We start from the raw sequence: 19,881 nt of genomic DNA on the forward strand, positions 1-19,881 counted from the left end.
ACGACGAGAAACCCAAACCACGCCGTACGCAGGCTGACAAGTGGGCGCTCCACTACGCAGCCGCCCAGCAGTACTACAAGCGCGAGGGCCACCTTAAGGTCCCGAGGAAGCACGTCGAACGAATCGCCATCGACAGCGGGGACAACGGCAAGAGCGGCGGGGGCGAACGTGAGATCAAGCTTGGGGCATGGGTCGGGAATCAGAGATCCAGAGCCGCCACGTTGACACCCGAACGGATGGAGAAGCTCTCCGCCATCGGAATGCGATGGACATAACCATGCTGCCCTCGCGTACGCGACACGCACATGAGGCGTACATTAGGCGTACATTCGTCTGACCGCCGAGGGTGGCCCGCACAGCAGGTCCTGCTGTGGTCGGTCTCCCATGCCTGGTTGCGCCAGGGGCGCGGCCGGGCCAGAAATACGTCGTGCTTGCGCGCCGCCCGTTCCCCACCGGCGAGCCCAGCCCGGTATTTCATGAACCAAGATGCCGGCGAAGGCCTCCTCGTTCTCGGGCGGAGCGGCGGCTGGGTGCGGAGCGGCGGCTGCGGTGCCAGGACCGGGTGACGGCAGGCTGACACGACGCTGCCGGGTACGGGGCCCGAGCCCCGTACGTCGCCGGTGTCCAGCCGGCCGGCTGCTGCTGGCCCAGAGCCACCAACCGCACCTTCGAGTGATGGCCCTCCCCCATGTCCCGGCAGGCGCTAGAGTTCCATCTCGTTGTAAATGGGGGCGTTACACCGACGCGTTGCTGGCTGCCCACCGAACGCGCTCGTGCCGTACTGCAAGGGAGCACCGTGCGACTCGTCGAACTCAGCGTCATCAACTTCCGTTCGTTGGGCCACGTCGAGAGCATTCCGATCCACAAGCAGACGATCTTGACCGGGCACAATGACTGCGGGAAGACAGCGACGCTGGATGCGATCGCGGTCCTCCTCGGTGAACGCAGCATCATCGATAGCGACATCTCCGATTTCGCCGAGGCTGAGCCTGTGCGCGCAGCGTTGCCCGCGGACCAGGACGAGGAGCAGCGTACGGTCACGGTCGAGGGCAGATTCACTCTTTCTCCGGCGGAGGAGAAAGCGCTCGACACGGGACCGTTTTTGCGGGTGCGCCGACGCCATGTGGAGGGTGGGCGCAGCTGTCTGGAGTGGTTGACGGAGGTGCCGCGGAATCCGGCCCTGCGGGACATCGCCCCTCTAAAGGCCGGCGAGTTGAGGGACCTGGCCTCTGAGCTTGGGCTCAAGCTGCCCGAGGGCAAGCCGAACGTGAAGGACAGCTGGGCAGAGCTACTCAAGGAGCACGCCACCGGCACCGACGACAAAGTCACCGACTGGGTAGTAGCGCCCGAGGCGGTCGCTTCTGCACTTCCTCAGTTGCTGTATTTCAAGGGAGATGCGGCCGAGTCTCCCGAGGCGGTCGTACGCAGCATCCTGACGGCGAAGCTGCGTGAGTACACGTTGCGGGAGGAGACCCGGAAGAAAATCACGGATCTGGAGGAGGAGTTCGCCGCTCTCCTCAAAGACGACGTCGTCCGGTTGCAGAAGCTGGTCGAGGAGCGGTGCGCATTCGATGCCTTCACCGTGGACCCGGGCATCCAGTTCCGGCCGACCGTCAACAGCCTGTCGTTGACCGCTGCAGCTCCGGGCCAGCGGGCCGTGTCGTTGACAGCAGCAGGTTCTGGCCGGTCACGCCGTGTTTCCCTGGCGCTGTGGGAAGCCAGTCAGGAACTGCTGTCGGAGGATTCCGACGATGGCCCCGGCGTGATCATCGCCTATGACGAGCCCGACACCCATCTGGACTACGACCACCAGCGCCGCATCATGCAGATGATCAAGGTGTCGGCATCGGCTGCGCAGTCCACCGTGGTCGTCGCCACCCATTCACTGAACCTGATCGACGGCGTCGACATCCAAGACATCGTGCACCTCAACAGCCGAGACGGACGTGCCTACGTACAGTCCCTCGGCGCGGAAGACGACGACGAAGACACCCGCCGGTTCATGTCGAACATGGCCCTCTCCCTGGGCTTTCGAAACAGTGTCCTGCTGCACGAACGCTGCTTCGTCGGCGTAGAGGGCCCCACGGAGTACGCAGCCCTGCCCATCCTCTTCAAGCTGGCGTTCGGATACCCCATCCAGTCCGCAGGCATCGCCCTGTGGGACTGCAAGGGCAACGACGGGGCCCTGAGCTTCGCCAAGTTCCTCAAAAAGCACAAGCGCACCGTGGTGTTCCTGGTCGACGCCGACACGATGCGCGACAAGCAAAAACAGTTCAACATCGACCGTCTGAAGAAACAGGGATTCACCGAGGCCGACTGCCTCTTCCTCGGAGATCCCAACGAGCTCGAGGACCTCTTCAGCGACGAACAGTGGGCCGACACCATGAACGCCGTCTGGCCCCGCAAGGACGAACAGCAATGGGCCGCCCAGGACGTAGGTAATCTGCGCCAGGCGGGGAAGTTCAGCAAGTCGTTGCACGGCCTGCTGCGCCAGTACTCCACCACCTCGCCCAACGGCAAGGAAGACATGGTCGTCGAGCTCACCCGTCGGCTACGCACAGCAGCCGACGTCCCGCGTCCCCTGGTGAAGTCCTTCGAGGATGCGATCAAGGTTGCCCGGGAGGCAGGCCTGGCCTACTGGCCCGAGGCCTGACCACGCCGCAGTGAACGGCGTGCTCTCATCCGGCTCAGGCGCTGCTCACGCGTGGGCTCCTCCCACGAATGCACCCCGACAGACGACACCCAGCGCCGCCCGTGTCGGCTCTGGTCCTCACCGCACCACCGGCACCCAGACGGCGCGGGAGGGCCTGCATGGCGAACGCGCACAGTCATGGCATGCACCTCAGTACTCTCCGCTCGTTGCGCCGGTGATGTACTCAAAGACTCCCACGCACCACTGACAATCGGCAGACCGGCGTCCCAGCACGGCAGCAGGTGCCAGATGCCTCACCGGCATCCGGCACGGGGTCCCCGGTGTGCATCGGTGGGTTCGATTAGAACCTGAAGACGTTGTGTAAGCCGAAGAGGACATCGAGGTGAGGTGTTGACAGTCGGGGTGTTGCGGACCGTGCCGCTGGACGGTGAGCTGACCTCATCGCTGATCAACCGAGTGGCGGCCCGCTACCGCCTCCCGGCCAGCAGCGTGCTGCGGCTGTGGACGTCCCGCAACTCCGCCGCCCGCCACGACGGCGGTGGCATCCGGGCGGATGCAGAGATCGTCCTCAACGAGGCCGGGCGGGAGGCACTCGCCGAGCTGTGTGGAGTAAAGCGGGAGGTGCTGACGCACGCTTTGCCGGCGTTCGCTGTGGACGACCCCAAGATCAGCACCAGCCAGGAGGCCGAGGTGGTGCATGCGCGGTGGAGGGTGGCGAGCACGGCGGCGGGTGTGGCTGCCTATGGCTGCCGGCTGTGTACCGCGCGGCGTACCGGGCAGGCGCTGCGGGCGGTGCGGTACGTGCCGCGCGGGCAGCGGGTCTGCCTGCGGCACGGGCGCTGGCTGCTGGACGCGGATGCCGACCAGCCGTTGGAACACCTGGGGTTGCGCCTGCTGCCGGAGGTGGTGGCCGCGCAGCGGCGGTGGTCGGGCGTGGCACGGCGTGCGGTGCATGCCGGGGTGGAGCCGGATCGGGCGTTCTCGCTGGCGCATGCGGTGGTGGCCCGCTGGTGGGAGCAGGCCCTGTCCTGGGAGCAGGAGGAGATCTGGCCGCGCCGTCTGCACCAGCTGGCGGGCGGCGACGCGGGATCACGGCTTGCGTGGTGGCAGATCGTAGGCCGGGACGCGGCGATCTTTCCGGAGGTGGTGGCCGTCGCGGACGCGTTGCTGGATCCTGCCATGGCCGAGGTGGCCTGGCAGGCAAGCGGCGAGATGAAGCCTCGGGCGCGGAGAGCCGACGACCCGTTCGGTCACCGGCTGGGCGAGCGGGTGGGCCGCACCTGGCTTGGCCCCGAACTTGCGGCCGACCACGGCAGCCCGCTGAACGGCTGGAAGGGCGCGATCGTGCGCGCCCGCCGCCACGAGACGGGAACGCCGGGCTGGCCGGAGGATCCGTGGCACCTGAAGCGGGAACAACAGCCCGCCACGATGGCCGGCCAGCTGCGCGTCATGGCGGCAGAAGCCCAATCGGGCGGCTCGGGAACCCGGTGGCGGGCCACCGTTCCTGCCGAACAACGGTTCCGCATCACGCAGTTGGTCGAAGAGGCGCGAACAGCTGGTGGAGTTGCGCGGCGTGCACAGCGGCACCACCGCCGAGGTGGCCCGCACCCTGCTGGAGCACCTCAGCCACAGTGGCGCCCTGATCGGCCAAGCCCTTGTGCATACCGCCGCCGCAGCCGTCGCCTCCGGGGTGACGCTTAAGGAGGTGGCCCAGTGGTGCCGCCTGCCCGCCGAGGAGCTGGCCGCAGTGCTCGCCCTGGGTGAGGGCGAGGACTGACACAACGGGGCCTGCAATGGGAACGTGAAAGTGCGGGACTCTGCACTGACACCGGTGCCCGGAGGTGGCACCCTGGGTGCCGCGCGCAGCCCAACATCTGGCGGTTGCACCGATGTTGCGGTTACCGGCCGGTTCTCCTGCGCGGCAGGTCAGGCATGGCGTTGTGTGGAGTACGTGATCATCGACAGCAGCCAGGAGGCCGCATCGTCCGCGGTCCCCGGAGCCGGGTGCCGCATCCCCGAGCCGCACAGTACGGGTGGTGCTGTCCGACGCAAGGAAGCTGCGGCTGTAGATGCCAGGCTGATCGATGTGCGCTTTCGAGACCCTCTGGGGCGCGCACACCAGCTCCCGTGGCTTGAGGCAGCTCAGGACATCGTCTTCGAAGACGGTCCGGTGATACGTCCGTTCCCCGTCCGGCCCGGGCGGCGTGTGGCTCCGGGCTGGTGGTGGTCGTCGACAACCGGGCGGCTGGTGGCGTACGGGTCCGGTGCCATGCGGACCCAGCTCATGCTGCTGGACCGGGATCCGGCGGTGGTGGCGCTGGCCTGCCGGCCGGTGGAACTGGTGTGGCCCGAGAAAAGCCGGGTCGTCGCTCATGTACCGCAGCTGATGGCCAGGCTTGAAGACGGCAGCGGCCTGTTACTCGACTGCGCCGGACACAGCGGACCCTCCACCCGGCTGGCGACCCGGGCACGGGTTGTGGCGGATGCCGCCGAGGCAGCGGGCTGGTCCTACCAGCTCGCGGGGCCGCCGGACCGCGGTTGAGCAGCAGCAGGCGGCGTACCGCGGTGGAGATGGTGTCCATCGCGGGGGTCTTCAGCACCACGAACCGTGCGTGGTAGTCCTCCCGCTGCTCCAGCGTCCACTCCTGGTCGCCGGCGTCCCGTGCCGGTGCGTGGGGCGTGTCGACGAACTGCTGCCATCCGTCCCACGTGGTCAGCGGACTGAACGTGCTCGGGGTGGCAGGCTGGGCCGCTGTCACCATGCCTGGGCCTCCTGGTACGGGTCGTAGATGCGCATGCCGCCCGCCCCGGCGGCGTCCAGCGTCTGCTCAGCGGCCTGGGCCCGGGCCGTTTCGGCCGTCGGCCCGGATGCTTCGGCCTCATCCGAGTGGCCTGCAGCGGCGTCCTGGCCGTCGGCGAGAGCGGCGAGAAGGTAGTCCTCGTCGTCCTGGTTGTCCTCGATGTCGTCCAGGCTGTCGTCGGCGTCCCAGCCGTCGGCATCTGGAAGCGGGACGGTGAAGGAACCGGGCAGCCCAAACGAGGCCCCCGGCGCCAGAGGTGCAGGCCTCTGCTGCGGGGTGGTGGTGGGGGAGGGATCGGTCATCTGCGCGGCCGCCTGGGCCCGGGCGGCTACCGTCCGCTCTCGCCTGCTGCCCAGCCCCTGGCCGGCACGGCGCAGCAGCGCATCCAGCGCTTGGGCGATCGCCGCCTCGTGCTCTTCACGGCCATGCCGGCGCTCCACGGTGCGGCGGACGTGGTCGAAGGTGAACGCGGTGAACGGCCGCCTCACCGCCCCCGCGTGGACCCACGGCACCTCCAGCCAGCCCTCGGGCAGGCGCACCCACACCCGGTTCGGATCGTAGGGGTTGTGATGGACCTCCCACCGTCCGTTCTTGTCCGCCCGCGGCGAGCGGCGACGCCGGTAGGGGTTCACGCCGGGATGGTCGTAGGTGCGGTAGCCGAAGCGGACGCCGTAGTCGTTGATCGCCTGCCACCGAAGAGGCAGCAGCTCGACGTAGTCGTCGGCGGACAAAGGCACCGGCACATGCCCGGTCACCGCCACCAAAGCTGCCCACATCTCGTTCGGGGAGACGGCGACCCGCGGCATCATCGGGTGCCGCAGCGCCTCGTGCCGGCGCTCCTGCCACCCGCAGATGACCCATTCGTCCAGCAGCTCCTGAAGCTGCGTCAGGCTCCAGCAGGCATCCTGCTCCGCGGCCGCGCCCCGCTGGGAGACATCCGAGCCGGTGTGGCCCGGCAGGTACTGGCTGAACCCGTCGGCAATCGCGCGGAAGGTCCGCTCCACGTTCCCTTTGGCTGGGCCGTTCGCCGGCGGCACCGGCTGCACCGACACCCCCAGGCTCTCGCACGCCGAGACGAACGACGCCGACACATACACCCGGCCCTGGTCCACGACCACTGTCTCCGGCATGATCACCGGCCGGGCGGCAGCCTGCTCCAGCCGCGCGTCCAAGGCGATCAGCCGCTCATACGGGATGACCGACCGCTGCATCGACAGCGCCGCATCCCACCCCGGTCGCATCGCCGTGGGCACCACCATCTGCGCCAGCAGCATCGCCGCGTCCACCGACGTCGTGCCCACCGGACGCACCACCGCCGCGCAGATGCTGCGCGTCGCCACGTCCAGCGCGATGCTCAGCTCAAGACGGCCGGTCACACCGTCGTCCAGCACCGCCAGGACATCCAGCGGCGTGCTGTCCAGCATCACCAGCTCACCCGGCCGCAGTGCCACCGTCGGCGTGAACGGAGGTGCCGGCCGCGACGCATGCCACCGACGCTGCGCCGCCGTCCCCAAAAGGCCCTGCCCGTCGGCCACCGCGTGCACCAGCCGGTTGAACGTCGACGCCGGAGGCAGAGCCACCGCCCCGGCGCCGTACTCCTGATCCAGCAGCCACCCAACCCGTCGGCGCAGCCGCACCAGCGTGCCAGTCGACCGCTCCCGCTGTCCCTCCAGCACTTTCCTGACTGCCGCGACCACCCGCTCATCAGCCCGCCCCAGGGCCGATCGCTCCCGCACCGCCCGGCCGTCGACCAGCCCCCATAAGCCCTCGCTGCGGTAGCGCGCCCGCATCCGGCGCACCGTCGCCGTACTCGCCGTCCAGCCTGCCGCCGTCAACTCCTCGGCTTTGGCCCGTTCCCGCTGCGCCAGGCTCCGTGTTGCCGGATCGAACTGCTCACGCGGGGCGCCCTGCCCGATCGCGTCAGGAAAGCCGGTCTCCACCTCCCGCACATGCCGCTGCCACGCCAGAGCCCGCTCCCGCACCTCGACCGGCAGTGCCTCCAGCAGCCCGAACGGCGGCACTCTGGCTGGTACCGGTCCGCGTTCCACCTCGAAGGACGGGTCGGCGAACAGGTAGGGCAGCAGTACCACCGCCGAGGCGCCCTCGTCACTCACCAGCGTGGCCCGGGCGCCTTCCAGCACGGCGAGCGTCCATACCCGTCCGTCGTAGCGAAGGCGCGCCCCAACCTCGACAACCGCCTGCGTCACGCCGCTTCGGCCTCCTGCCGTGCGAGGCAGACGACGGCGCGCTCGTGCAGCGGTTCGTCCAGCCGCACCCGCAGCACACCGCTCCACAGCGCGTGAAAGACCGCAAGCCACACGGCGATCGGATCCCCCAGCTCATGCACCGCCTCCACCGCCGGCCGCGCACTGGCGAACACCTGGAGCAGAGCTGGCGTCCACTGCCCTGCGGCGTACCGGGGATGCCGGTAACCTGCCAGCCACCGCACGTTGGCCACCAGCTGTGCACGGCCGCACGCACCGGACGTACCAAGCCCGCCCGGGTGTACCTGCAGCCGCACACCCGGATCTGCCCGCGCCACCGGCGCTGGATGCTCGGCACCCACTGGATCGACGGCGGGCCGGCCGACACCGAACAGGTCGACCTGGCGGAGCTGCCGCAGCTGACCGCGGCGCACCGGCGGCATCTGGATCTGCTGCGCCACCGACCGAACACCGCACGCGCGTTCGAGGTCGCCCATGCCGTGATCGTCTCCTGGTGGGCGCAGCAGTGGCCCGAAGAAGAGCAGTGGCCGCGCCGGGCACTGCAACTCGCGGCGCCAGGGGCTGATCCGGGCTGGTGGCGGCTGCTGGTGCGGGACGCGGTCACCTACCCGGAGACCGTCGCCCTCACCTCGGTCCTCACCGACGAACACACCAGACAGCGGCTGCTCGCCGACACCGGCGGACACCTGCCCCACACGCTTGCCCACACCCCTGCCCTGGTCACGCAGTTGGCACGGGCCATGAACCGGCCGTGGCTTGCCGAGCGGATCGCCTCGACCTCGGCCGGTCCTTTGCTGCTCTGGGTGCAGCACCGCGTACGGGCCGACGCGGACACAGCTGTCACCGACCGGCTGTGGACGCTGCACATGGCGCACCGGCCCCGCCCCATCGCCCGCGAACTCACCGCCTACCGCAACGCCGCACAGCAGCCGGAGAAAGCCGCGGGCGCTACGCGGCTGCACCTGGGACTCCGGCATACCTCGGACCAGGCGTTCACCACCGGCCTGGCCCACGCCCGCGCCTACGCCGCCGTCCACGGCCACCTCGCCGCACCGATCCACAGCCGGTTCAACGGCTTTGCCCTGGGCCGTGGCTGTCGAACCACCGGAAATTCCCCGCGATGCCACCCGAACACGTCGCGGAACTCGAGGCACTGGATCCGTGGTGGCGGCCGCCGTGGACGGTGATGTGGCAGCGCTTCTACTACCAGGCCCACGACCACAGCCGCGCCCGCGGAGCCCTGCGGCCCGAGCACGGCTTCCCCACCACCGGCTTCAACCTGGGCGAATGGCTCTACAACCAGTGCACCAGCTACGACAGCCTGCACCCAGGCCAGCAGCGCCTCCTGACCAACATCGGCCTCACCCACGAGAGTGCCCGGGCGGCCCGGCCCCGCCGCAAGCACATGGCCAGCCACTTCCAGCGCGTCCTCGCCTGCGCCCGCACCTACGCCGACACCCACGGCACGCTGGCGAACGCGACCACCGACACCGTCCAGGACGGGCTGAAACTGGGGCAGTGGCTGTCCAACCAGCGCAGCAAGGACCGCGCCCACCAGCTACGTCACGGCACCCCCTCCCCCCGCGCGCTGGCACTGTCGGCAATCGACCCCTGGTGGAACCCGCCCTGGACGCTGGAATGGCAGCGCTCCTGGCACCAGGCACACACCCACGTCGACGGCGGTCACGTCCTGGATCCCGCCGCCGGATTCCCCGGCACCACCAGCGCACTCGCCGCGTGGGTGACCACCCAGTGCGCCCAGTACGACATACTCCTGCCCGGCCAGCACGGCCTGCTCGCCCGTATCGGAATCACCGCGGCCCAGGCCCGAAGTGCCGCCGCACGGCCCGCCGAAAACGAGGCCGACTTCGCCACCGCCCTGGGCTACGCACGCTCCTACCACGCCGCCCACGGCACCCTCGCCGTCGAAACCGACACCGTCCACGACGGCTTCCAGCTCGGGCGGTGGCTGCGCCGGCAACGCCAGCACACCCGCGGCCACGCTCACGGCGGCACACCTCCATCCGCCCAGACGAAAGCCCTGTCAGCCGTCGATCCCTGGTGGTGCCCGCCCTGGAACCTGGTGTGGCAGCGCACCTGGCAGCACATCCACGGCCAGATCAAGGCCGGCCACCGACTCGACGCCGCCCACCACTTCCGCAGCTTCGCCCCCGCCCCGCGTGCCTGGCTGCGCGTGCAGCGCACCGACTACGACGACCTGCACCCCGGCCAGCAGCGCCTCCTGGCCGACATCGGCCTCACCCGCGAAACCGCTCGCACCCGGCCCATCACCCCCTACGCCGAAACCGCCCTCAACCACGCCCGCGCCTACGCCACCCTCCACCACACCCTGGCCGTGGCCTACTCCACCGTCCACGACGGCTTCCCCCTCGGCCGCTGGCTCAACGACCAACGCCAACAAGCCCGACGCGACACCACCCCCAACGCCCGCCACCAGGTCCTGACCGCGATCGACCCATGGTGGAACCCGCCCTGGGACCTGGCCTGGCAGCGCGCCTGCACCCGCGCCCGCATCACACAAACCCGCCCCTACGGGATCCCGGCCGACGTACGAACCTGGATCAAAGCACAACACGCCGCCTGGACACTTCTACGCCCCCAACAACAAATACTCCTGACCGACCTGGACATCACCCCCGAAGCCGCCGCCCGCCGCCGGACCAGCCGCGTCTACCCCGTAAGCCCAGGCCTCGCCCACGCCCGCACCTACGCCGCCCTGAACGGCCACCTCTCCTGCAGCAAAGACACCCGCCACGACGGCTTCGCCCTGGGCGACTGGCTGGTACAAAAACGCCGCGCCGCCCGGCAAGGAGGCCTGGCCGCCACCACCACCCAAGTCCTTGAGGACCTCGACCCCTGGTGGAACCCACCCTGGCCCAGCATCTGGCAACGCACCTACCAGCAAGCGAAGTTGAACCACCACACCGGCCAGGACCCCTCCCCCACTCTCCAGCGATGGACCGAGCGCCAACGCACCCGCTGGAACACCCTCCACACCCAGCAGCAACACCTCCTCACCAGCATCGGCATCCACCCCGGATAGAACCGACAAGCCACTGTCAGACCCATGCGGAACAATCCCGCCATGGGCGAATCCCTCGCGACACAGTTCCTCAGCGCGGACCTCGAGACGGCCTGCCCTGCCTGCGGATACCTGATGTGGATCCGCTACTCGGAGATCGTGGCCCAGACCGCCGTGACCTGCCCCTGCTGCTACACCCAGATCTGGCTGGTCGACGAGACCGGCAGCGCGCAGAACGCCGGCGACATCGTCCAGCAGCAGATCGCACAAGCCCTGAAAGGCCTCTTCCGGTGAAGTACCAGCAGCGTCTCCAGGTCGCCGTACGCGAACGCCTGCGCAAACTCATGACCGCGCCCTACTCCAGCGCCGGCCACGAAGTCCACCTCGCCGTCACCTGGATCAACAACCAGCCAGCCCTTCAAAGGCCTCCTCGAAGAGCGTCCCGCGCAGAGCCAGGTGTAGACCGGGAGCGGTTCCGCACCGGACTGACCCGCAGCGGCCCGTTCGTCTGGCCCAGCCGAACCGAGCAAGGGCGAGCCGCCCTCATCTGGGAGCTGATGCAGGACATCGCTTCCAAAGAAGCGAGCAACCCCGACGTCGGGCTGCGGACCGCGATCGGTTACAGCATGCAAAAACGCCATCAGGACAGTTGGCGAGAGTTCGCCGAGGACATCCTGCAGCCCCTGTTCGACTTCCTCAGCGAACGCGTCGGCTCCGAAAGCAGCATCCTGCACACCCTCGAGCGCTACCGCACCCGCATCGAGTGGTTCGACCGCGAAGAGCTCTACACCCGCTTCGACGCCGACCGCGCCAACGGCGAAGAGGTCTACAACCTCGACCTCCAGCGCTTCCTCTTCCTCGAGGGCGACCACATCACCCACGCCAAGCCCCGCTCAGCCTCCGGCGAAGCCGACCTCATCGGCGACCTCGACGGCCGCGACCCCCTGGTCTGCGACGGCAAGATCTTCGACGGGAGCAGCCGCGGCAAGGGCTACCTCGTCAAAGGGCTGCACCAGGTCGTCAAGTACGCCCACGACTACGGGCAGCACACCGCCTACCTCGTCATCTACAACATCACCGACAAGCTCCGCTTCGACCTGGAGCACACTTTCCGCCTGTTCAAGCAGACACTTGGGTGGACCAAGCCCCGGCTTCGCAGCTCGGAGGCTGCCGACCGGTGGACGTGGCTGGTGATCGCCGCCTATGCCCAGCTCCGGCTCGCGCGGCCGCTGGCCACCGATCTCCGGCGCCCCTGGGAGAAACCGGCTCCGCCGAACAGGCTCACGCCCGCCCGGGTCCGCAGGGGGTTCAGGAACCTGTGCACGAAGACCGGCTCCCCGGCCAGTGCACCGAAACCGTCTCGTCCTGGCCTGGCCGGCCGCCGGGTTCGAAGAACCGCCACCCGGCCACCCGTCATGACGTGGGCAGAGTCCTTGCCACCGGCGAGGCGTACAGCCGCCCCGCCCACCACAAGAAGGGCACCAAACCCCGGCGCACCGAGGAGCGGCAAACTTGACGGCCTGGGCCATGTGCAGCGGGCACGAGGCCGAAGATGTTCACGGGGGTACGTCGGTGGATCTCAGCTCAGTGATCATCGCTGTCGCAGGCGTCGCAGGAACCCTGGGAGGGGCGCTACTCACCCAGCGCGGCTCCGAACGAGCGAAGCGCCGGGAGATAGAGCTCGTTCGAGACCATGAGGAGGTCCGCGAGAACCGTTCGCTGCGACGCACCTGCTATGTGGAACTCAACCGAGATGCCCGGCAGTTCACCACCGCACTCAACCGCCACCTACACGTCATGAGGGAACGCGGCGTGGAGGAGGCCGACAGCGACGCACTTGAGGAGGCGAAGAACGCGCACCGCGATCGATACTCCGAAGCACAGATGATCGCCCCCGAAGAAGTACTCATGCGAGCGAGTGTCGTCAACCAAGCCCTGAACAAGGTCTACGGCCAGGTCAAGCGCCTCGAACGCGGCGCCCCCGAACCAGGCGAAACGATGGAGACCGCGGCCCAGGCCCAGTACGAGGTCTGGGAGATGCTCCGAACTATGAGGACCGCTATGCGCCACGACCTCGGTGTGTCGCATGAAGATTGAGAGCTGGCACTCAGGTCCGTGCGAACTCTCTTGTCTGCCTCGACCAGCCAAAAACTGAGGCAAAGGTTAAAACGCAAGCTGAGTTGGGTTCGGTCGCACAGGCGTCGCGTTTCCCTTCGTGTTCGGGCGGGGCCAGCCGGGCGGCAGGTGTCAGTCGTGCCTCCACCAGGCCACTGCGAGGCCGGCCAGGAGGGTCCCGATGTGGCGGACGGCTCCGATGAGGAGCGCTACGGAGATGTGGTGCCGCCATGAGACGGGGGTGGGGGCCACGTGGTCCTGGTGATGGGTGGAGGGGGTTCGGTTCTTCTTCGCCATGGTGGGTGTCCTTCGTTCGGCAGGGTGCGGCGGCTAGGGGCTGCGGTGCTGGGACCAGTGAGCCAGAGCCTCAGGTCCGCAGAGAATTGCGCTTCTCGGGGTTGTAATGGTGGGCATGGCACGAGGAGCACCGAGTCCGGCTGATATGCGGGTGATTCGCGAACTTGCCGCGCGGGGGGTGGTGGTGACGGCCGGCCAGTTGGAGAGCTGGCGGCGGGCGGGGTTGTTGCCGCGGCATCGGCGGCGTGGGCTCGGGCGTGGCCGGGGGACGGTGGTGGACGTGGTCGATCCGGTGGTGGTGGAGAGTGCCGCGGCGCTGGCGCGCCATTGTCGGCAGGGGCGGGATCGTCGGCTGGCCGTGCTGGAGTGGTTCGCCGAGGCGGGCATGGGTTTGCGGCCGGGGGCGAGGCGGGTGCCGGAGCCTCCGGTCGCCGCCGTGCGTCAGGCTCTGGTGTGGGTGTTGGAAAGGTCGGTGTCGCAGCGGCTGGTGGAGTTGGCGCGCAGCGCGGCCGGGGCGGGTGAGGAGGGGCAGGATGCGCTGTATGCGGCCGCCGAGCAGCTCGTGAAGCCGTACCGCGGGGCGGCGAACCCCGCCCTGGTGCGTGCGGCCCTCGAGGCCGGCGAGGACGTACCGGTGGAGGCCGAGGGGCCGGACTCCACGGGCATGGTGCACCTGGTCGCCGCGATCGGCCTGGGGGTGCAGGAGGTCGGGGCGGACGCGCTGGCCGAGGCGTTCGCCGCGCTCGGCATGTACGGCCTGACGGTCGAGGACTGGGCGCAGATGCTGGGGGCGGCCGAGCGGGGCGAGGGGCCGCCGGTGGACTGGGGGCCGTTGGAGAGGTACGCGGACGTGGTGGGTCCGGTGAAGCGGGCCAGTGACGAGGAGCTCGTGCGGGCGCGGACCGTGCTGCTCGGCCTGCGCTGGTTCTACGCGCTGTATGTGATGCACGGGCTGCTCCTGCCGGACACACCGGCGCAGGCCGCGCTGCGGCAGCGAGTCGACGAGTGGGACATGTTCCCCTTCCTGGACCACATCATCGCCGTCAGCCCCTCCCCTGGGCAGTTCGCCGAGTCCCTGGCGGTCTGCATGGAGCCGCCCTTCGGCAATCTGTACGAGGCGCTGATGGAGCAGCTCGCGGCCGACCCGGACATCTTCCGCATCCCCGGTGATGAGACGGGGGCCGTCGGCTTCGGGGAGAGGTGGATGCGCGCCATGGCCGAGCTGAAGAACGGTCGGCAGGCGGTGGGCGGTGATGCGGACGACGGGCCCAGTGGACGGTCCGTCTGAACGATCTTGAAGGGTCTCGTCGTGCGGCCTACCGATGGAGAACGCTTCCGGCTCGTCCTGCAGTCCGCTCTGGCCGGAACCACCGAGCCTGTCCCCGTGCCCCTGGGCCTTCCTGGATTCCCCGAACCCCGCCGACTATACGTAGCGGACCTGAGGTGCTGGATCGTCATTCGGCGTAGCAGCTGGCCGTAGGGGATGTCGGCGTCGATGCGGGCTGCGCAGGTGCGGATTGGCCCCGGCCAACCCCGGGTATGTCAGGGCTCTCGCGTACGGCTAGACGCCGCTGCGGCATGCAGCCGTACGCGTGATGTCCCCATGTTCCAGGGGACGTTGAGGGGGGATGTGAGGGTGACGAGGAACCGGGTGCGCCTGAGCGGCGGCGCCGACTGGCAGGTGGACTTCCGCCGCCGCACCACCGGCCGTGCGCCGCGCTCTGCGATGGAGATCGCCACGGTGCGCCGCACGCTGAACCACACGCTGACGGAGCTGAAGCGGGCCATCGACCGGCACTGGGTCGCGGCTGCCGCCGACTTGTACGCGCTGGCCTGGCAGCAGGCGGCAGGGGCGCCGCCCAGCGAGACCAGGCAGCAGCGCGCGCTCCTGCAGTCCTACAAGGAGATCCTCGCCTCCCGCCCGTGGCAGGAGGCGGAGCGGCTCCAGGCGTCATCATCAGCCCCGTCAGTGCGCCCATCGCTCCCTGGCCGAAGCACCGCTGCACCGTCCCGGCCGCCGTCTGTCAGCCTGGCGGAGAAGCTGGAGCCTGTCCGGTCCTCGCAGCAGCAGGACCGGACGAAGAAGACGGTCGCCCCACGCGTGCGGCCGGCTGCGCGTCCCGTCCCCGCAGCGGCAGCGGCAGCGGCAGCGGCAGCGGCAGCGGCCGAACACCCTCCTCGCCAGGCGCAGCCAGCTCTGCTGGCAACCGCTCGGTTGTACGAGATCGCGACGGGCCTGCGGCCGCTTCTGGAAGAGACCGCGAAGGACGGCGCCACCACCAGCTGGCCCCTGATCCGCAAGCGTCTGCCCGGCCTGGGCCGGCTCCACCCCGACGACGAGTCCGTGATCCTGTGGCTGGTCGACGAAGACCGCCAGGCAGGCCAACCGCTCCTGGCCGCCCTCGTCACCACCGGCAACCGGCAGATGCACCCGCGCTTTGCCGTCATCGCCGAACAACTCGGCCTGCCCTGCGGCACGAACACCGCGCAGCAGCAGACGACATGGAGCTACGAGGTCCTCAAGGTCCACCAGCACTGGCGCCACCGGAGGCGATGACCGACGAGCCCGAGAATCCACTGCCGGTACAGACCAGCGTCGGGGGCCGCGGTCAGCCGCTTCGTCTCGTGGACGGATTCCACGATCGGGTCGGGCACAGGCATGCCCGATTCAGGCAGGCCCTGGGTAGCGTTCAGGCATGACCAGCGGCGGACGGCAACGGCGGGACGGCTCCTCCAAGCGCGTGCAGCTCACCAGCGGAGACCACGGCGGGCCGAAGGACAAGAAGCCGAAAGGCCAGCGCAAGACCAGCAGCCTCGGCGGCGAGGCCTCACGCGCCGCACGCCTGTGCGAAGTCGAACGCTTCCGGGATTCCATCCGGGCCGCCGAGCAGCGCCGCGCCGCGCGCCCGGACTCCCCGGCGGTGACGCCCCCGGTCGACATGGAGCAGCCCGTGCGGGCAAAGGAGCACCTCGCTGACGCTAACACCGTGCTGCAGGTTCACCTCGCCGCCTGCGTCCGGGCCGCCCAGGACCAGGACTGGAGTCTGCTCAGGGACAGTGCCTGCCAACTCGCCGAGGCCGCTGCCCGGCTGGACGCCGAAGCACGGCCAGGCAGAAACACCCACCAGGACGATGCCGCCTTTTAGCCGCATCACTCCCTGCCCAGGACGGGCTGGTATCGGGCGCATGTTCACGGACCGTCCGGCCCGCACGACGAACTCCCGGCGCCTGGCGGCGCAGGCCACCGTCGACATCTGGGGCAGGCCGATGAGGCTGGCGGTCTCGCCGGACACGTCCAGGCGCAGCGCGGCCGAGGGCCTGGGCGCAGCGGGGTCGGCGAAGGGGTCGCCCCAGCAGGTACCAAGTAGGTACCATGCCGGTATGCCATCACTGAATGTGCCCTTTACCGAGGAAGAAATGGAAGGCGTGCGCGCGTCTGCTGCGGCTGAGGGCAAGAGCCTGAAGCAGTACCTGCACGACCTCGGTGTCCGCGAGATGCAGCGCAAGCGGTTCGTGGCCGGCGCCGCCTCGTGGGCGGACAGGCTGCGTTCGGAGTTCGACGAGGCGTTCCCGGACGAGGTTCCCGCGTCCGGGCGCGGCCGGGGGGCCAGCGCCGCCTGATGAGCGAGATCCTGTACATCGACGTCTCCTGGCTCCTGGACGTCCAGGACGTCGCTCTTGACCACGACGACGTGTCGGTCACCGATTACTCGGCCCTTGTAGCGGCTGTCGCGCGCCACAAGACACGCATGCCGACTCTCGCCACGTCCAACCCCGACGCCGCGTGGCGCGCGGCCGCGCTCCTGCACACCATCGCGCGTCTCGAACCGCTCCCCCACCGCAACAGCCTCTTCGCCGCCTTCGTCACGGGCCAGTACATGGACCAGTCCGGAGAAGGCGTCGACCCTCCCTACGGCGCCCTGTCCGACCTGATCAGAAAGGTCCGCGAGACCCGACTGACCATCTACGACATCGCAGACGCGCTCCGCTCCTGGCGGATCTGAGGGGGCGCTCCCCCTCTTGGTGGTCGGCATGAGAGTGACGTGGCCCCTCGTCACTCGCTGTGCCGGGGAGGTGCGCGAAGTGCGCGCCTCCCCGGCGGCGGCGGGTTCGGGTGCCGTCCCCGGGCAATCGGGGATTGGAACGGGAGGAACGGCTGAGGGGCAAGGGATCCCTCCACACCGCAGCGCTAAGAAACAGCAGGTCAGCAAGTTCTGTCGGTTTCCCAGCTTGAAATGATTGCGCCCAGTCCGGCCCCGGCGGCCGCCTGAGCGCCCCCGCACCGGTACAGCACTACGAGGGTGCTCCCCCGCCCGCCGCGTCCCAGCCGGCCGGAGTCGAGCAGGGTGAGCAGGCCGGGCGCTGTCAGAGGGGGGTGGACCTCGGCGTGCAGGTGGTGGACGTCGTGCACGTACTGTGCGAACGGGGCGTAGATCGGGCCGTGGATCGCTCCCGTATCCGCGTCCTCGGTGTAGGCGCCGTACTTTCGGGCGCCCTTGAGGAGCTCGAACAGGGTGGGTGCGTCGCCGTTGCGGGCGAGGAGGGGCCATGCGCAGGCAGGCGATGCCGCACATGTGACCGCACCAGGTGCGGTATGTGTCGAGGTCGGGGGCGCCGCTCTCGGCCCAGCGTGGATTGGCTGCGTGGTCGCGGCCCTGGTAGGCGAACGCGGCGATCAGGTCGGGGCTGGCGTACTGCGTGACGGTGGGAAACGGGAGGTCGAGGTCAGGCACGGGCGTGGTCCTTCCGGTGGGAGGGCTGGCTGATCAGCCGGTGGAAGGTTGGCAGGTCCACGCCGCCGCCGGAGATCACCACCCCGATCGTCCCTGACTCGTGGGGCACGTGGCCGGCAAGCACGGCGGCCAGGGCGCAGGCGCCGCTCGGTTCGGCTACGACCTTGAGGTGCCGGAAGGCGAATGCCATGGCGATGGTGATGTCCTGGTCGGTCACTGTCACAACAGTGTCTAGGAGCCGGGAGTTGACGGCCCAGGTCAGTGGGGAGGGGCTGGTGTGGCCGAGGCCGTCGGCGATGGTGGAGGGGGTCTCGGGCAGGGCGATGCGCTGGCCGCAGCGCATCGACAGCAGGGTGTCGGCGCCGTCCTCGGGTTCTACGCCGATGACCTTGATGCCGGGGTTCAGGTGCTTGGCGATGGTGGCGGATCCGGCGGCGAGTCCGCCGCCGCCGACGGGGACGACGAGGGTCTCGATCTCGGGGTGCTCGGTCAGGAGTTCCAGTGCGGCGGTTCCGGCCCCGGCCATGACGTGGAGGGAGTTCGCCGAGGGGACGACGGCGAGGCCGTCGCGGGCGGCGATGTCGGCGACCAAGGCGTCACGGTCCTCGGAGCCGCGGCGGTAGGTGACGACCTGGCCTCCGAGCGCGCGGACGCCTTCGACCTTCGGGGCCGGGGCGTCGGCGGGGATGACGACTGTGGCCGGCACTTCGAGGAGACGTCCGGCCAGGGCGAGGGCCTGGGCGTGGTTCCCGGAGGATGCGCCGATCAGACCGCCGACGCGTTCCTTCGCGGGGAGGGAGGAGGCGTGGTGGTAGGCGCCGCGGAACTTGAAGGAGCCGGTGCGCTGGAGGCTCTCGGCCTTGCACACGACCGGCCAGCCGGCGGTCTGGTCGAGGGAGAGCGCGGTCAGGGCCGGGGTGCGGGCGGCGACCGGTTCGAGGTTGGCGGCGGCGTCCTGGACGTCGCGGGCGGTCAGCTCGGTCACGGCCGGTACCCCTCGGTGGTGTCGGCGGTGGCGAGGATCATGCGGATCAGCTCGTCGTATTCGATGCCCGCGGCAGCGGCCATGGTGGCGAGGTTCCCGGTGTGGGACAGTCCGGGCAGTGTGTTGATCTCCAGCCAGACCGGCCGCCCGTCGGGGGTGACGATGAAGTCGGAGCGGGAGTATCCGGAGCAGCCCAGGGCGTCGTGCGCGGTGAGCGCCGCGGTGGTGATCGCGTCGGGGGCGGGGCTGGAGAGGTTCGCCGGGCATTCGTACCGGTACTTGGACTTGTCCCGTTTGGTGGCGTAGTCGTAGAACTCGGCGTCGGTGGGGATCGTCGCCAGCGGCGGGAGGGCCACGGGCGAGCCGTCGATCTCAAGGACTCCACAGCTCACCGGGATGCCAGCGGTGAACGGCTCGGCGAACCAGCGCTCGCCCGGGTCGATGGTGCGCAGGGCGGCGGCGAGCTGGGCGGTGTCGCGGCAGACCGTCATGCCGATCGAGCCGCCTTCGGACAGCGGTTTGAGGATCAGCGGGAAGGCGATCGTGCTGGTGACCGTGTGCGTGCTCACGTCGCCGCTGCGGGCCGGGAGGGTAACGGTGGGAAAGACCGCCACTCCGGCGGCGGCCGCGACGGTCTTGGCGAGGGCCTTGTGCATGCCGACGGCGGAGGCCGCCACCCCCGAGCCGGTGTAGCGGATGTTCAGGTGCTCCAGTAACCCCTGGAGCTTGCCGTCTTCGGCGTACTGTCCGGCGATGGCCAGGAATGCCACGTCGGCGCTGCGGATGTCGTCGGCGAACGTCTTGTCGGCGGGGTCGAGGAGTCTGGTGGTGTAGCCCTGCCGGTCGAGGGACTCCCGTGCGGCGCGGCCGGACATCAGCGACCGCTCCCGTTCGGTGGATGTGCCGCCGGAGACGACGGCGATGCACGCGGACTCGAAGGACTGCATCGTCACGGGTAGTTGCTCCTGTTCTGTCATGGATGAGGCCGGTTTCATGCGTACCGGTCTGTCGAGGCGTTACGGTCGGAGG

At 69.4% G+C, this 19,881-nt stretch carries 18 protein-coding genes and 1 pseudogene; 14 read left to right on the forward strand and 5 right to left on the reverse strand.

Translation table 11 applies throughout. The features are described from left to right. The 4 genes from BM536_RS37070 to BM536_RS37095 all read left to right on the forward strand — a co-directional run. The coding region (locus BM536_RS37070) for a helicase associated domain-containing protein (protein WP_094104031.1) at nucleotides 1–275 on the forward strand (275 nt) is incomplete at its 5' end. Nucleotides 276–796: 521 nt separating this feature from the next. Then, entirely contained in the window at nucleotides 797–2,653 is a 1,857-nt protein-coding gene (locus tag BM536_RS37080; protein WP_073498274.1) for an ATP-dependent nuclease, read from the forward strand. A gap of 414 nt (nucleotides 2,654–3,067) precedes the next feature. Then, complete coding sequence (locus BM536_RS37090; RefSeq protein ID WP_342748881.1) at nucleotides 3,068–4,354, forward strand: TniQ family protein; 1,287 nt, start codon at nucleotides 3,068–3,070, stop codon at nucleotides 4,352–4,354. Between the two features lie 250 nt (nucleotides 4,355–4,604). After that, on the forward strand, nucleotides 4,605–5,195 hold the full coding sequence (locus BM536_RS37095; protein WP_245873980.1) for a TnsA-like heteromeric transposase endonuclease subunit: 591 nt from the start codon (nucleotides 4,605–4,607) through the stop codon (nucleotides 5,193–5,195). A 213-nt stretch (nucleotides 5,196–5,408) separates the two neighbouring features. Here the strand turns inward: BM536_RS37095 and BM536_RS37105 are convergent, their stop codons facing one another. Together BM536_RS37105 and BM536_RS37110 are read right to left on the reverse strand one after the other, a co-directional pair. Beyond that, nucleotides 5,409–7,661: a DDE-type integrase/transposase/recombinase gene (locus BM536_RS37105; RefSeq protein ID WP_073498276.1), complete on the reverse strand. Its 2,253-nt coding sequence runs from the start codon at nucleotides 7,659–7,661 to the stop codon at nucleotides 5,409–5,411. Beyond that, entirely contained in the window at nucleotides 7,658–7,912 is a 255-nt protein-coding gene (locus BM536_RS37110) for a hypothetical protein (protein ID WP_245873986.1), read from the reverse strand. Before BM536_RS37110 ends, BM536_RS37105 begins: the two co-directional genes overlap by 4 nt. A gap of 45 nt (nucleotides 7,913–7,957) precedes the next feature. On the opposite strand from BM536_RS37110, the gene BM536_RS43585 reads away from it, so the two are divergent. The 5 genes and pseudogenes from BM536_RS43585 to BM536_RS37130 all read left to right on the forward strand — a co-directional run bounded on the left by BM536_RS43585 (nucleotide 7,958) and on the right by BM536_RS37130 (nucleotide 12,819). Next, nucleotides 7,958–8,866: a helicase associated domain-containing protein gene (locus BM536_RS43585; RefSeq protein ID WP_245873982.1), complete on the forward strand. Its 909-nt coding sequence runs from the start codon at nucleotides 7,958–7,960 to the stop codon at nucleotides 8,864–8,866. Further along, a complete protein-coding gene (locus tag BM536_RS37115) occupies nucleotides 8,800–10,743 on the forward strand; it encodes a helicase associated domain-containing protein (protein ID WP_245873983.1) in 1,944 nt (647 codons plus the stop codon). The genes BM536_RS43585 and BM536_RS37115 overlap by 67 nt, the downstream gene beginning before the upstream one ends. Nucleotides 10,744–10,785: 42 nt before the next feature. Further along, nucleotides 10,786–11,016 (forward strand): hypothetical protein, encoded by a 231-nt coding sequence (locus tag BM536_RS37120; protein ID WP_073498278.1) that lies wholly within the window; start codon nucleotides 10,786–10,788, stop codon nucleotides 11,014–11,016. A gap of 794 nt (nucleotides 11,017–11,810) precedes the next feature. Beyond that, nucleotides 11,811–12,238 (forward strand): annotated as a pseudogene (locus tag BM536_RS37125) (NF041680 family putative transposase); the annotation flags it as partial. Then, nucleotides 12,235–12,819: a hypothetical protein gene (locus BM536_RS37130; RefSeq protein ID WP_245873984.1), complete on the forward strand. Its 585-nt coding sequence runs from the start codon at nucleotides 12,235–12,237 to the stop codon at nucleotides 12,817–12,819. The pseudogene BM536_RS37125 and the gene BM536_RS37130, both read left to right, overlap by 4 nt. Before the next feature lie 150 nt (nucleotides 12,820–12,969). Here BM536_RS37130 and BM536_RS40980 read toward each other — a convergent pair whose 3' ends face one another. Next, nucleotides 12,970–13,134, reverse strand: coding sequence for a hypothetical protein (locus BM536_RS40980; RefSeq protein ID WP_158086581.1), 165 nt, complete (start codon nucleotides 13,132–13,134; stop codon nucleotides 12,970–12,972). Nucleotides 13,135–13,414: 280 nt separating this feature from the next. Here BM536_RS40980 and BM536_RS37135 point away from each other — a divergent pair, with 280 nt between their 5' ends. The 5 genes from BM536_RS37135 (at nucleotide 13,415) to BM536_RS37155 (ending at nucleotide 17,138) form a co-directional block, all read left to right on the forward strand. Further along, complete coding sequence (locus BM536_RS37135) at nucleotides 13,415–14,422, forward strand: hypothetical protein (RefSeq protein ID WP_143651080.1); 1,008 nt, start codon at nucleotides 13,415–13,417, stop codon at nucleotides 14,420–14,422. 348 nt (nucleotides 14,423–14,770) lie between these two features. Continuing rightward, nucleotides 14,771–15,691: a hypothetical protein gene (locus BM536_RS37140; protein WP_143651081.1), complete on the forward strand. Its 921-nt coding sequence runs from the start codon at nucleotides 14,771–14,773 to the stop codon at nucleotides 15,689–15,691. Between the two features lie 139 nt (nucleotides 15,692–15,830). Further along, the gene (locus BM536_RS37145; RefSeq protein ID WP_073498165.1) at nucleotides 15,831–16,280 is read left to right on the forward strand and encodes a hypothetical protein; all 450 of its coding nucleotides are present in this window, start codon (nucleotides 15,831–15,833) and stop codon (nucleotides 16,278–16,280) included. 235 nt (nucleotides 16,281–16,515) lie between these two features. Further along, nucleotides 16,516–16,755 carry a hypothetical protein gene (locus tag BM536_RS37150; protein WP_073498175.1) on the forward strand — a complete coding sequence of 80 codons (240 nt, stop codon included), beginning with the start codon at nucleotides 16,516–16,518 and terminating at the stop codon, nucleotides 16,753–16,755. Then, nucleotides 16,755–17,138 (forward strand): toxin Doc, encoded by a 384-nt coding sequence (locus BM536_RS37155; RefSeq protein ID WP_073498163.1) that lies wholly within the window; start codon nucleotides 16,755–16,757, stop codon nucleotides 17,136–17,138. The genes BM536_RS37150 and BM536_RS37155 overlap by 1 nt, the downstream gene beginning before the upstream one ends. 721 nt (nucleotides 17,139–17,859) lie before the next feature. Here BM536_RS37155 and BM536_RS37165 read toward each other — a convergent pair. Both BM536_RS37165 and BM536_RS37170 read right to left on the reverse strand, forming a co-directional pair. Beyond that, a complete protein-coding gene (locus BM536_RS37165) occupies nucleotides 17,860–18,852 on the reverse strand; it encodes a threonine/serine dehydratase family protein (protein WP_073498161.1) in 993 nt (330 codons plus the stop codon). Continuing rightward, the gene (locus BM536_RS37170) at nucleotides 18,849–19,799 is read right to left on the reverse strand and encodes a D-alanine--D-alanine ligase family protein (protein WP_073498173.1); all 951 of its coding nucleotides are present in this window, start codon (nucleotides 19,797–19,799) and stop codon (nucleotides 18,849–18,851) included. The genes BM536_RS37165 and BM536_RS37170 overlap by 4 nt, the downstream gene beginning before the upstream one ends. Nucleotides 19,800–19,881: the final 82 nt, after the last annotated feature.

It is taken from the genome of Streptomyces phaeoluteigriseus (assembly GCF_001896135.2).
GTDB classification, from domain to species: domain Bacteria; phylum Actinomycetota; class Actinomycetes; order Streptomycetales; family Streptomycetaceae; genus Streptomyces; species Streptomyces phaeoluteigriseus.